Here is a 13,568-nt window from a genome sequence, read left to right on the forward strand (position 1 = left end):
CGGAAGGTGTTCGGTCCGCGGGACGGGCGTGGCCGACTCCTACGCTGGCCGGACAAGCCCGTCGAAGGAGCCTCGCGCATGAGCCTGCGTGTCCAGCCGATCACCCGCGACGAGCACCTGGCGTTCGTCGCGGGCCGTCCGTCCGTCAGTCATACGCAGCTCCCCGCATGGGGGGACGTGAAGCCGGACTGGCGGGCGGAGAGCCTCGGCTGGTTCGACGAGCGGGGGGCGCTCGTGGGGGCGGGGCTGGTGCTGCTGCGGCCGCTGCCGAAGCTGAAGAGGTACCTGGCGTATCTGCCCGAGGGGCCGGTCGTCGACTGGTTCGCGGCCGACCTGGCCGAGCGCTGGCTGAAGCCGATGCTCGCCCACCTCGCGGCGCGGGGCGCGTTCTCGGTGAAGATGGGCCCGCCCGTCGTCGTACGACGCTGGAGTGCCGAGGCCGTGAAGGCCGCGATCGCCGACCCGGACGCCCGGCGGCTGCGGGACGCGGAGCCCACCTCGACCGACGCGCGCGCCCTCGACGTCGCCGAACGGCTGCGGGGCGCCGGCTGGCGGCAGGCCGAGCCGGGCGGCGAGGACGGCTTCGCGGCCGGACAGCCGCGGTACGTCTTCCAGGTGCCGTACGCCGGACGGTCGCTGGAAGAGGTCCGGGGCGGCCTCAACCAGCAGTGGCGGCGCAACATCAAGAAGGCGGAGAAGGCGGGCGTCAAGGTCGTCCGCGGCGACCAGGCGGACCTGGCGGTCTTCTACGGGCTGTACACCGAGACGGCCGAACGGGACCGGTTCATCCCGCGGCCGCTGGCCTACTTCCAGCGCATGTGGACCGCGCTCAACGCCGAACACCCCGACCGGATGCGGCTCTACCTCGCCCACCACGACGGCGAGGCCCTCGCCGCCGCCACCATGCTCACCGTCGGCGAGCACGTCTGGTATTCGTACGGCGCCTCGACCAGCCGCAGACGCGAGGTCCAGTCCAACAACGCCCTGCAATGGCGCATGATGTCCGACGCCCACGAACTCGGCGCCGCGGTCTACGACCTGCGCGGCATCACCGACACCCTGGAGGAGGCGAACCACCTCCTCGGCCTCCTCCGCTTCAAGGTGGGCACGGGCGGCCAGGCGGTGGAGTACCTCGGGGAGTGGGATTTCCCGCTGAACCGGCTCCTTCACCGGGCGCTGGGGCTGTACATGGCGCGTCGCTGAGGCCCACGACGGGCCAGGGCTTCCCGGACCGCCGAGCCGCACAGCGGCCTCGCGGAGGGTGGCACGGCGGACAGCGGCCCGGTGAGTGGTGGCACTTCGGACAGTGGCCAATTCACTTCACACCCCTGATGCAGTCCATTACTCTGGACTGCGCAGTACATCGTGATGGACGCCATGGCAGCCGTGGCGCGGAGCCCGCCGAACCCCTGGACCGCCCGTGAACACCCCCGACACCACCGCGCCGACCCGGCAGCCCGCCACCCCGGCCGGTCCGGCCACTCCGGCCACTCCGGACACTCCGGCCGGTCCGGCCACCGGACCGGCCCGGTGGGCCGCCCTCGGTCCCGTCGGCCTGGTGCTCGCCGGAGGGGTGTCCGTCCAGTTCGGCGGCGCGCTCGCGGTGACCCTGATGCCGCGGGCGGGCGCGCTGGGCGTCGTCGCGCTGCGGCTGCTGGTCGCGGCCGTCGTCCTGCTCGTCGTCTGCCGGCCCAGGCTGCGCGGGCACTCCCGCTCCGACTGGGGCACGGTCGTCGTCTTCGGCGTCACCATGGCCGCGATGAACGGCCTCTTCTACCAGGCCGTCGACCGCATCCCCCTGGGTACCGCGGTCACCCTGGAGGTCCTGGGCCCGCTCGCCCTCTCCGTCCTGGTCTCGCGGCGCGCCCTGAACCTCGTCTGGGCCGGGCTCGCGCTCGCGGGCGTCTTCCTGCTCGGCGGCGGGGTCGGCGACCTCGACCCGTGGGGAGCCGTGTTCGCGCTGTCGGCGGGTGCCATGTGGGCGGCGTACATCGTCTTCAGCGGTCGTACCGGCCGCCGCTTCCCGCAGGCGGACGGGCTCGCGCTGGCGATGGCGGTGGGCGCGGTGCTGTTCCTGCCCCTGGGCATCGTCGAGTCGGGCACGAAGCTCCTCGACCCGGTGACGCTCGGCCTGGGCGCGGCAGTGGCGGTGCTGTCCTCCGTCCTGCCCTACACGCTCGAACTCCTCGCCCTGCGACGCATGCCCGCCTCCACCTTCGCGATCATGATGAGCCTGGAACCCGCCCTCGCGGCGGCGGCCGGCTTCCTCATCCTCGACCAGGCCCTGTCCGCCGTGGAGGCGGCGGCGATCGCCCTGGTCATCGCGGCGAGCATGGGCGCGGTGCGGACCCAGGTGGGACGGCGGGGGAGGCCGGCGGTTCCGGAGGCGTGAGGGGTCCGTCCGCGGCGGCACCGGGACGGGGGCCCGAGCCCATAAATCATGCAAGCATGCTTGCTTGTTTCTGGGGGCGCTGCCATGCTCCTGCCCATGGCCGACCCGACGCCCGTGCTCGACGACCTGCGTGCCGAAAGCGACGAACTCGACCGGCTGGTGGCCGGGGAGGGTCCGGATCGCTGGGCCCTGCCGACCCCCGCCCCCGGCTGGAGCGTCGCCCACCAGATCGCGCACCTCGCCTGGACCGACCACTCGGCCCTCCTCGCCGTCACGGACGAGCAGGGGTTCCGGGCCCTGGTCGAACAGGCCCTCGCCGCCCCCGACTCCTTCGTCGACCAGGGCGCCGAGCAAGCCGCCGGGCTGCCGCCCGCCGAGCTGCTGTCGCGCTGGCGGGACGGCCGCGCCGCCCTCGACGAGGCGCTGCGCGAGGCCCCGCCCGGCGCCCGCTTCCCCTGGTACGGCCCCCCGATGGCCGCCGCCTCCCTCGCCACCGCCCGCCTCATGGAGACCTGGGCCCACGGCCTGGACGTGGCCGACGCCCTCGGCGTCACCCGCGCCCCCACCGACCGCATCCGGCACATCGCCCGACTCGGCGTCCGCACCCGCGACTTCTCCTTCGGCGTGCACGGGCTGCCCGCCCCCGCCGACCCCCTCCGAGTGGAGCTCCGCGGCCCCTCGGGCGAGTGGTGGACCTACGGCCCCGAAGGCGCCCCTCAGCGCGTCACCGGCCCCGCGCTCGACTTCTGCCTGCTGGTCACCCAGCGCGCCCACCGCACCGACCTGGCCCTGCGCGCCGAGGGGCCCGACGCCGACCGCTGGCTGGACATCGCCCAGGCCTTCGCGGGGCCGCCCGGCACCGGCCGCCCGCCGAGGGAAGCCACCCGATGACCGCCCGGCCCCTGCGCGTGGGCAACGCCTCCGGCTTCTACGGCGACCGCTTCGACGCCCTGCGCGAGATGCTCACCGGGGGCGAACTCGAAGTCGTCACCGGCGACTACCTCGCCGAGCTGACCATGCTGATCCTCGGCCGGGACCGCCTGAAGGACCCCTCCGCCGGGTACGCCCGCACCTTCCCGCGCCAGTTGGAGGAGACCCTCGGCCTCGCTCACGAACGCGGGGTCAGGATCGTCACCAACGCCGGCGGTCTCAACCCGGCCGGACTCGCCGACGCCGTGAGGGCGTTGGCGGAGCGGCTCGGCATCGCCGTACGCGTCGCGCACGTCGAGGGGGACGACCTCGGGCCCCGGTATCCCGGCAGTCTCACCGCGCACGCCTACCTCGGCGGCTTCGGCATCGCCGCCTGTCTGCGGGCCGGCGCGGACGTCGTGGTGACCGGGCGCGTGACGGACGCGGCCCTGGTCACCGGACCCGCCGCCGCCCACTTCGGCTGGGGGCCCACGGACCACGACCGGCTCGCGGGAGCAGTCGTCGCCGGGCACGTCCTGGAGTGCGGGACACAGGCCACCGGCGGCAACTACGCCTTCTTCGGCGAGCGCGACGGCGACGTCCGCAGGCCCGGCTTCCCGCTCGCCGAGCTGCACGCCGACGGCAGCAGCGTCATCACCAAGCATCCGGGCACGGGCGGCTTCGTCGACGTCGGCACGGTCACCGCCCAGCTGCTGTACGAGACGGGCGGCGCCCGGTACGCCGGACCGGACGTCACCGCCCGGCTCGACACCGTACGGCTCACCCAGGACGGCCCCGACCGGGTCCGGATCGACGGCGTGCGCGGCGAGGCGCCGCCCCCGGACCTCAAGGTGGGCCGCACGCGCCTCGGTGGGTACCGCAACGAGGTCGTGTTCGTGCTGACCGGTCTCGACATCGAGGCCAAGGCGGCTCTGGTGAGGGCGCAGATGGCGGAGGCGTTCGCCAAGGCGACGCCCCAGGAGGTCCGTTGGGACCTGGTCCGCACCGACCGTGCCGACGCGAGCACGCAGGAGACGGCGAGCGCGCTGCTGCGGCTCGTCGTCCGCGATCCCGACCGGAGCGTCGTCGGACGGGCGCTGAGCGGCGCCGCCGTCGAACTGGCGCTGGCCAGCTATCCCGGCTTCCACGTCCTCGCGCCGCCCGGCGAGGGCGCCCCCTACGGGGTGTTCGAGGCCGCGTACGTCCCGCGGAGCGAGGTGGACCACGTCGCCGTCCTCGCCGACGGCCGCCGCGTTCCCGTGCCCCCGGCCGCCGACACCCTCGGTCTGGACGACGTGCCGCAACCGCCGCTGCCCGAGCCACCGCCGGACGGCCCCGTGCGCCGGGCGCCGCTGGGGCTCGTCGCCGGGGCCCGCAGCGGCGACAAGGGCGGGGACGCCAATGTGGGTGTGTGGGTGCGGTCGGAGGCGGCGTGGCGGTGGCTCGCCCACACACTGACCGTCGACCGGTTCCGCGAACTGATCCCCGAGAGCGGCCGGTCGCGCGTGACCCGGCACGTCCTGCCCGGCCTGCGCGCCCTGAACTTCGTCGTCGAGGGCCTCCTGGGCGCCGGCGTCGCCGCCCAGCACCGCTTCGACCCGCAGGCCAAGGCACTCGGCGAATGGCTGCGCTCCCGCCACCTGGACATACCGGAGGACCTGCTGTGACCGTCCTGTCGTCGGCGCTGGACCCCCACGGCCCCGACCACCGAGCCCGCCGCGAGAGCATGCTCGCCAAGCTCGCCGACCTCGACGCCGAGCACGCGAAGGCGCTGGCGGGCGGCGGCGAGAAGTACGTCGCCCGGCACCGCGGGCGCGGCAAGCTGCCGGCCCGTGAGCGCGTCGAACTGCTCCTCGACCCCGACACCCCGTTCCTGGAACTGTCGCCGCTGGCGGCGTGGGGCAGCGAGTACACGGTGGGCGCCTCCCTGGTCACCGGCATCGGCGTCGTCGAGGGCGTCGAGTGCCTGATCACCGCCAACGACCCCACCGTGCGCGGCGGCGCCAGCAATCCGTGGTCGCTGAAGAAGGCACTGCGCGCCAACGACATCGCGCTCGCCAACCGGCTGCCCGTGATCAGCCTGGTGGAGTCCGGCGGGGCCGACCTGCCCTCGCAGAAGGAGATCTTCATCCCCGGCGGCGCGATCTTCCGGGACCTGACCCGGCTGTCCGCGGCCGGGATCCCGACCGTCGCCGTCGTCTTCGGCAACTCCACGGCCGGCGGCGCGTACGTCCCCGGCATGTCCGACCACGTGATCATGGTCAGGGAGCGGGCGAAGGTGTTCCTCGGCGGGCCGCCGCTGGTGAAGATGGCGACCGGCGAGGAGAGCGACGACGAGTCGCTCGGCGGCGCCGAGATGCACGCGCGCGTGTCCGGCCTCGCCGACCACTTGGCCGTCGACGAACCGGACGCCCTGCGCCAGGCCCGCCGGGTCGTGGCCCGCCTCAACCACCGCAAGCCGTACGAGGACCCGGGACCGGCCGAGCCCCCCAAGTACGATCCGGAGGAACTCCTCGGGATCGTCCCCGGCGACCTCAGGACGCCGTTCGACCCGCGCGAGGTGATCGCGCGCATCGTCGACGCCTCCGACTTCGACGAGTTCAAGCCGCTGTACGGGACCAGCCTGGTCACCGGCTGGGCGAGTCTGCACGGCTACCCGGTGGGCATCCTCGCCAACGCCCGGGGCGTGCTGTTCAGCGCCGAGTCCCAGAAGGCCGCCCAGTTCATCCAGCTCGCCAACCAGCGCGACATCCCGCTGGTCTTCCTGCACAACACCACCGGCTACATGGTCGGCAAGGAGTACGAGCAGGGCGGCATCATCAAACACGGCTCGATGATGATCAACGCCGTGTCCAACTCGAAGGTCCCGCACCTCTCCGTCCTCATGGGCGCCTCCTACGGCGCCGGCCACTACGGCATGTGCGGGCGCGCCTACGACCCCCGCTTCCTGTTCGCCTGGCCCAGCGCCAAGTCGGCCGTCATGGGCCCCCAACAGCTCGCCGGGGTGCTCTCCATCGTCGCCCGCCAGTCCGCCGCCGCCAAGGGCCTGCCCTACGACGAGGAGGGCGACGCCGCCCTGCGCGCGATGGTCGAGCAGCAGATCGAGTCCGAGTCGCTGCCCATGTTCCTGTCCGGGCGGCTGTACGACGACGGTGTCATCGACCCGCGCGACACCCGCACCGTCCTCGGCCTGTGCCTGTCGGCCGTCCACAACGCCCCCTACGAGGGCGCGCGGGGCGGCTTCGGCGTCTTCCGGATGTGAGGGACCTTCCAGTGATCACTTCTGTGCTCGTCGCCAACCGCGGCGAGATCGCCTGCCGCGTCTTCCGCACCTGCCGCGCGTCGGGAATCCGAACGGTCGCCGTGCACTCGGACGCCGACGCCCACGCCCTCCACGCGCGCGTGGCCGACACGGCCGTACGGCTGCCCGGCGACACGCCCGCGCAGACGTATCTGCGGACCGACCTGATCGTGAAGGCGGCCGTCGCGGCGGGGGCGGACGCCGTGCACCCCGGCTACGGCTTCCTCTCCGAGAACGCCGACTTCGCGCGCGCCGTCCTGGACGCCGGCCTCGTCTGGATCGGGCCGCCGCCCGAGGCGATCGAGGCGATGGCGTCCAAGACCCGCGCGAAGGCGCTCATGGGGCTCGCCCCGCTGAGCGCCGACGAGGTGACCGAGTCCGACCTGCCGGTCCTGGTGAAGGCCGCCGCGGGTGGCGGCGGACGCGGCATGCGCGTCGTACGCCGCCTGACCGAGCTGACGCCCGCGCTGGAGGGCGCGCGCGCCGAGGCCGCGAGCGCCTTCGGCGACGGCGAGGTCTTCGTCGAGCCCTACGTGGAGAACGGCCGCCACGTCGAGGTGCAGATCCTCGCCGACACCCACGGCACGGTCTGGGCCCTCGGCACCCGCGACTGCTCCCTCCAGCGCCGCCACCAGAAGGTCGTCGAGGAGGCCCCGGCACCCGGCCTCCCCGACGAACTCGCCGACGAGCTGGAGGCGATGGCCGTCCGGGCCGCGCGCGCCGTGGACTACACCGGCGCCGGAACCGTCGAGTTCCTCGTCGCCGACGGCCGCGCCCACTTCCTGGAGATGAACACCCGCCTCCAGGTCGAACACCCCGTCACGGAAGCCGTCTTCGGCCTCGACCTGGTGGCCGAGCAGATCCGCGTCGCGGAGGGCCACCGGCTGGCCGCCGAGCCGCCGCCCGCGCGTGGCCACGCCGTCGAGGCCCGCCTCTACGCCGAGGACCCGGCGGCCGACTGGACACCGCAGACCGGCACCCTGCACCGCCTCGCCGTCCCCGAGGGGGTCCGCCTCGACACCGGCTTCGGCGACGGCGACACCATCGGCGTCCACTACGACCCCCTGCTCGCCAAGGTGGTCGCCCACGCCCCCACGCGCGCGGAGGCCGTCCGCACCCTCGCGGGCGCGCTGGAGCAGGCGACCCTCCACGGCCCGGTCACCAACCGCGACCTCCTCGTCGCCTCCCTGCGGCACGAGGAGTTCCTCTCCGCCCGCATGGACACCGGCTTCTACGACCGTCACCTCACGACCCTCACCGCACCGGCCCCCGACCCGTACGCCCCGCTGGCCGCAGCCCTCGCCGAGGCCCACGGCCGCTCCCGCTTCGGCGGCTGGCGCAACCTGCCCTCCCAGCCGCGGACCCGGCGCTATCTCCTGGCGGGCGAGGAGCACGAGGTCCGCTACCACCACACCCGGACCGGCCTCACGGCGGACGGCGTGCACGTCGTCCACACCGACGGGTCCCTCGTCGTCCTGGAGGTGGACGGGGTACGGCGCCGGTTCCAGGTGGCCCGCTACGGCGACCGCGTCCACGTCAACGCCGGCATTCTCACCGCCCTGCCCCGCTTCCCCGAACCCGAGAACCAGCGGGCCCCCGGCTCCCTGCTGGCCCCGATGCCCGGCACGGTCGTCAAGCTCGCGGACGGCCTCGTCACCGGATCGAGTGTCCGCGCGGGCGAACCGATCGTGTGGCTCGAAGCGATGAAGATGCAACACGTCATCTCGGCACCGGCGGCGGGGACGCTCACGGCGCTGCCGGTGACGACGGGACAGCAGGTGGAGGTCGGCACCTTGCTGGCGGTAGTGCGCACAGCCTAGGCGCGCGGGGCCGTGTCGACATGCGGCTCCGCCGCGTGGGCCCGCCCAGCCACACCCGATCCGCACGCGAAGGAGCCACCATGACCACCCTGATCGAGTCCGACGAGCACAAGGCACTGAGGGCAGCCGTCTCCGACTTCGCCCGGCACCACCCGCCCGGGACCGCGAACCTCTGGCAGGAAGCCGCCAAGCTCGGCTACATCGGCGTCAACCTCCCCGAGGAGTACGGCGGCGGGGGCGGCGGCATCACCGAACTCTCCCTCGTCCTGGAGGAACTCGGCGCCGCGGGATCCCCCCTGCTGATGATGATCGTCAGCCCGGCCATCTGCGGCACGGTGATCTCCCGCTTCGGCACGGACGCCCAGAAACGGGAGTGGCTCCCCGCCCTCGCCGACGGCTCCCGCCTGATGGCCTTCGGCATCACCGAGCCCGACGCCGGCTCCAACAGCCACCGCATCACCACCACCGCCCGCCGCGACCAGGTGAGCGGCGACTGGCTGCTGACCGGCCGCAAGGTGTTCGTCTCCGGCGTGGACATCGCCGACGCCACCCTCATCGTCGGCCGCACGGAGACCGCGTCCGGCGCAGCGGGTCGCACGGGCCTCAAGCCCTGCCTGTTCATCGTCCCGCGCGACGCGCCCGGCTTCACCCGGCGGCCCATCGACATGGAACTCCACGCCGTCGAGAAGCAGTTCGAGCTGGTCCTGGACGACGTACGGCTGCCCGCCGAGGCGCTGGTCGGTGGGGGCCCCTCCCACGCTATCGGCAGCGGGGGAGACGACGCGGGGTTGCTCCAGCTGTTCGCCGGCCTCAACCCGGAGCGCATCATGACGGCCGCCTTCGCGATCGGCATGGGCCGCCACGCACTCGGGAAGGCGATCGCGTACGCCCGCGAGCGCACCGTCTGGAAGACCCCCATCGGCGCCCACCAGGCCATCGCGCACCCCCTCGCGCAGGCCCACATCGATCTCGAACTGGCCCGTCTGATGATGCAGAAGGCGGCCCGTCTGTACGACGCGGGGGACGACGTCGGCGCGGGGGAGGCCGCCAACATGGCCAAGTACGCCGCCGGGGAGGCCTGCGTGAAGGCGGTCGACCAGGCGGTGCACACCCTCGGCGGCAACGGCCTCACGCGCGAGTTCGGCCTCGCCTCGTTGGTCACGGCCTCGCGCGTGGCTCGTATCGCCCCGGTGAGCCGGGAGATGATCCTGAACTACGTCTGTCACCAGACCCTGGGCCTGCCCAAGTCGTACTGACCGTCCGGACACCCGCCGGCCGGCGAGGAGGAACCATGTTCCGCAGCGAGTACGCAGACGTCCCGCCCGTAGACCTCCCCATCCACGAAGCCGTGCTGGGCCGTGCCGCCGAGTTCGGCGACCTGCCCGCCCTCGTCGACGGCACCGACGGCACCACCCTCACCTACGAGCAGGTGGACCGGTTCCACCGGCGGATCGCCGCCGCCCTCTCCGAGGCCGGCGTCCGCAAGGGCGACGTACTCGCCCTGCACAGCCCCAACACGATCGCCTTCCCGACCGCGTTCTACGGCGCCACCCGCGCGGGGGCCACCGTCACCACCGTGCACCCGCTCGCCACCGCCGAGGAGTTCGCCAAGCAGCTCGGCGACTCGGCGGCCCGCTGGATCGTCACCGTCTCCCCACTGCTGGGAACGGCCCGCAGGGCGGCCGAACTGGCCGGCGGTGTCGACGAGATCTTCGTCTGCGACAGTGCCGCCGGGCACCGTTCACTGATCGACATGCTCGCCTCCGCGGCTCCCGAGCCGCAGGTCACCATCGACCCCGTCGAGGACGTCGCGGCCCTGCCGTACTCCTCGGGCACCACGGGCGTCCCGAAGGGGGTGATGCTCACCCACCGGCAGATCGCCACCAACCTCGCCCAGCTCGAACCGGCGATCACGACGGGCCCCGGCGACCGCGTCCTGGCGGTTCTCCCCTTCTTCCACATCTACGGCCTCACCGCCCTCATGAACGCGCCGCTGCGCAAGGGCGCCACCGTCGTCGTGCTGCCCCGCTTCGACCTGGAGACGTTCCTCGCTGCCATCCAGAACCACCGCATCACCGGCCTGTACGTGGCCCCGCCGATCGTCCTCGCCCTGGCCAAACACCCGGCGGTCGCCGAGTACGACCTGTCGTCCCTGCGGTACGTCATCAGCGCCGCCGCTCCCCTGGACGCCGGCCTCGCCGCCGCCTGCGCCGCGCGCCTGGACCTGCCGCCCGTCGGCCAGGCCTACGGCATGACGGAACTGTCGCCCGGCACCCACGTCGTTCCCCTGGACGCCATGCGCGACGCCCCCGCCGGCACCGTCGGCAAGCTGATCGCCGGCACCGAGATGCGCATCGTCTCCCTCGACGACCCCGACCATGACCTCGGCGTCGGCGAAGCCGGCGAGATCCTTATCCGCGGCCCCCAGGTCATGAAGGGATACCTGGGCCGCCCCGACGCCACCGCCGCGATGATCGACGGCGACGGCTGGCTGCACACCGGCGACATCGGCCGCGTCGACGCCGACGGCTGGCTGTTCGTCGTCGACCGGGTCAAGGAGCTCATCAAGTACAAGGGCTTCCAGGTGGCCCCCGCCGAACTGGAGGCGCTGCTGCTCACCCACCCCGGCATCGCCGACGCCGCCGTCATCGGCGAGTACGACGGCGACGGCAACGAGGTGCCGCACGCGTACGTGGTCCGCCAGCCGACCGCACCCGACCTCTCCGAGGGAGAGGTCGCGATGCACGTCGCCGAGCGCGTCGCCCCGTACAAACGCGTCCGCCTGGTCACCTTCATCGACACCGTGCCCCGTGCCGCCTCGGGGAAGATCCTGCGCCGCGAACTGCGGGAGCGCCCATGACCGCACCGGAGAAGGCACCTCGGACGGCGTCGGAAGGAGCAGCATCCATGACCCCGCTGGTCGGCCGTACCCGTGACCGGGGCGTCGAGACGCTCAGCCTCGACGCCACCGACACCCGCAACGCCCTCTCGGCGCCCCTGGTCGCGGAACTCGCGGACGCGCTCACCGACTGCGCCGAGGACCCCGACGTCCGCGCCGTCGTCCTCACCCACACCGGCGGCACCTTCTGCGCCGGCGCCGACCTGCGCGAGTCTCCCCCACCGGCGGCTTCTCGCGAGCGGGGGGAGGCCCCTGGCCCGGACGTCTTCGTCGCCCTCCTGCGGCAGCTCGTCGAACTGCCCAAGCCGGTCGTCGCCCGCGTCACCGGGCACGTGCGCGCCGGGGGGCTCGGCCTCCTCGCCGCCTGTGACATCACCGCCGCGTCCACCGCGTCGACGTTCGCCTTCACCGAGGTACGCGTCGGGGTGGCCCCGGCGGTCATCTCCCTGCCGCTCCTCGCGCGCACCGACCCCCGCGCCCTGTCCCGCTACTACCTCACCGGCGAACGCTTCGACGCCCCCGAGGCGGCCCGCATCGGCCTGCTCACCGCGACCGGCGACGACGTCGACGCCGTGCTCACCCCCGTGCTGGACGGCCTGCGCAAGGCCTCGCCCCAAGGGCTGGCGGAGACGAAACGGCTGCTCACGGTTAGGGTGCTGGAGGCGTTCGAGCGGGACGCGGCCGATCTCACCGCGCTCTCCGCCCGACTGTTCGCCTCCCCGCAGGCCCGCGAGGGAATGACGGCCTTTCTCGAACGACGGGAACCCGCATGGGCGTTGTGAGCCCGGTCGACCGCGACCGCGCCCCCAAGCAGGACCGCAGCCGGGTCACCCGGCAGCGGCTCCTGGAAGCCGCCGTGGCCTGCCTCGCCGAACGCGGCTGGGCGGGCTCCACGGTCTCCGTCGTCGCCGAACGGGCAGGCGTCTCCCGCGGCGCCGCCCAGCACCACTTCCCCACCCGCGAGGACCTCTTCACCGCCGCCGTCGAATACGTCGCCGAGGAACGCTCCCTCGCCCTGCGCGCCCTGTTCCCCCAGGGCGCGGCGGGTGACCGCCGCGCCGTCGTGTCGGCCCTCGTCGACCTCTACACCGGCCCGCTGTTCCGGGCCGCCCTGCACCTGTGGGTCGCCGCCTCCAACGAGGAGCAGCTCCGTTCGCGCGTCACGGAACTGGAGGCCCGCGTCGGCCGCGAAACCCACCGCATAGCCGTCGACCTGCTCGGCGCCGACGAGTCCGGACCGGGCGCCCGAGAAACCGTCCAGGGTCTCCTCGACATGGCCCGCGGCCTCGGCCTCGCCAACCTCCTCACCGACGACGGCCCCCGCCGCGACCGCGTCGTCACCCAGTGGGCGGCCCTGCTGGAACAGAACCTCGGCCGCTGAACGAGAACCGGTCCCGGGCGACCGCGGGGAGGAAGCGGCACGCCCTCACGGGCTGAGCCGCTCCACCCGCCAGCCGCCGTCCGTCTCCGCCACGTACCGCAGACGGTCGTGCAGCCGGTTCTCCCGGCCCTGCCAGAACTCCACCGACTCCGGCACCACCCGGAAACCGCCCCAGTGCGGCGGCACCGGCACCTGCTCGCCCTCCGGATAGCGGGCCGCCAGCTCGGCGTAGGAGGCCTCGAGGTCGGCGCGCGACGCGATCACCGCGGACTGCGCGCTCGCCCACGCGCCGAGCTGCGAGCCGTGCGGCCGGGTCCGGAAGTACGCCGTCGTCTCGTCCCTCCCGGTGCGCCGGGCCACGCCCCGCACGATGACCTGCCGGGCCATCGGATGCCACGGGAACAGCAGGGAGACGTGGTGGTTCTCCGCGAGGTCGCGCGCCTTGCCGGAGTCGTAGTTGGTGTAGAAGACGAAGCCCTGCTCGTCGAAGTGCTTCAGCAGCACCGTGCGGGAGGAGGGCCGCCCCCGGGCGTCCGCCGTGGACACGACCATGGCGTTCGGCTCGAACAGGTGCGCCTCCGCCGCGGCCTGCTTGAACCAACGCGCGAACTGCTCCACGGGAGTGGCGGCCAGATCGGCCTCGTCGAGGCCCTCCGCCCGGTACTGCTTGCGCATGGAGGCGGGATCGGGAGAGACGGTTTCTGCGTGGTCCACGCCGTCATCTTGCCGCACCGGAGCCACCGGCAGCAGTACCCGCCCGTCCGAAGGTGGCACTGAGTGCCGCGGCACTCCCCAAAGGTGGCACTCGGGGATATGGTGCTGATGCCATCCCGGTCGGGTGACCACCGACCACACGGGGCATCACC

At 73.4% G+C, this 13,568-nt stretch carries 11 protein-coding genes; 10 read left to right on the top strand and 1 reads right to left on the bottom strand.

The annotated features are described in order from the left end of the window. The first annotated feature begins 78 nt into the window (after nt 1-78). From ACZ5Y0_RS12300 to ACZ5Y0_RS12345, 10 genes are all read left to right on the top strand, one after another. Nucleotides 79-1,203, top strand: a complete 1,125-nt coding sequence (locus ACZ5Y0_RS12300) for a lipid II:glycine glycyltransferase FemX (RefSeq protein ID WP_469128579.1) — start codon at nt 79-81, stop codon at nt 1,201-1,203. A gap of 217 nt (nt 1,204-1,420) precedes the next feature. Next, nucleotides 1,421-2,392: an EamA family transporter gene (locus ACZ5Y0_RS12305; RefSeq protein ID WP_469128580.1), complete on the top strand. Its 972-nt coding sequence runs from the start codon at nt 1,421-1,423 to the stop codon at nt 2,390-2,392. 96 nt (nt 2,393-2,488) lie between these two features. Further along, on the top strand, nt 2,489-3,283 hold the full coding sequence (locus ACZ5Y0_RS12310) for a TIGR03084 family metal-binding protein (RefSeq protein WP_469128581.1): 795 nt from the start codon (nt 2,489-2,491) through the stop codon (nt 3,281-3,283). Then, entirely contained in the window at nt 3,280-4,968 is a 1,689-nt protein-coding gene (locus tag ACZ5Y0_RS12315) for an acyclic terpene utilization AtuA family protein (RefSeq protein ID WP_469128582.1), read from the top strand. Before ACZ5Y0_RS12310 ends, ACZ5Y0_RS12315 begins: the two co-directional genes overlap by 4 nt. Next, a complete protein-coding gene (locus ACZ5Y0_RS12320; RefSeq protein WP_469128583.1) occupies nt 4,965-6,563 on the top strand; it encodes an acyl-CoA carboxylase subunit beta in 1,599 nt (532 codons plus the stop codon). Before ACZ5Y0_RS12315 ends, ACZ5Y0_RS12320 begins: the two co-directional genes overlap by 4 nt. 11 nt (nt 6,564-6,574) lie before the next feature. Continuing rightward, complete coding sequence (locus ACZ5Y0_RS12325; protein WP_469128584.1) at nt 6,575-8,422, top strand: acetyl/propionyl/methylcrotonyl-CoA carboxylase subunit alpha; 1,848 nt, start codon at nt 6,575-6,577, stop codon at nt 8,420-8,422. A gap of 80 nt (nt 8,423-8,502) precedes the next feature. Next, entirely contained in the window at nt 8,503-9,678 is a 1,176-nt protein-coding gene (locus ACZ5Y0_RS12330; protein WP_469128585.1) for an acyl-CoA dehydrogenase family protein, read from the top strand. Nucleotides 9,679-9,713: 35 nt separating this feature from the next. After that, nucleotides 9,714-11,282, top strand: coding sequence for a 4-coumarate--CoA ligase family protein (locus tag ACZ5Y0_RS12335; RefSeq protein WP_469128586.1), 1,569 nt, complete (start codon nt 9,714-9,716; stop codon nt 11,280-11,282). 47 nt (nt 11,283-11,329) lie between these two features. Then, on the top strand, nt 11,330-12,103 hold the full coding sequence (locus ACZ5Y0_RS12340) for an enoyl-CoA hydratase family protein (RefSeq protein ID WP_469128587.1): 774 nt from the start codon (nt 11,330-11,332) through the stop codon (nt 12,101-12,103). Next, complete coding sequence (locus ACZ5Y0_RS12345; protein ID WP_469128588.1) at nt 12,091-12,702, top strand: TetR/AcrR family transcriptional regulator; 612 nt, start codon at nt 12,091-12,093, stop codon at nt 12,700-12,702. Before ACZ5Y0_RS12340 ends, ACZ5Y0_RS12345 begins: the two co-directional genes overlap by 13 nt. 45 nt (nt 12,703-12,747) lie before the next feature. Here ACZ5Y0_RS12345 and pdxH read toward each other — a convergent pair whose 3' ends face one another. Next, nucleotides 12,748-13,377: a pyridoxamine 5'-phosphate oxidase gene (gene pdxH / locus ACZ5Y0_RS12350; protein ID WP_469128868.1), complete on the bottom strand. Its 630-nt coding sequence runs from the start codon at nt 13,375-13,377 to the stop codon at nt 12,748-12,750. Nucleotides 13,378-13,568 lie beyond the last annotated feature (191 nt).

This window comes from Streptomyces sp. NPDC033216 (assembly GCF_055577115.1).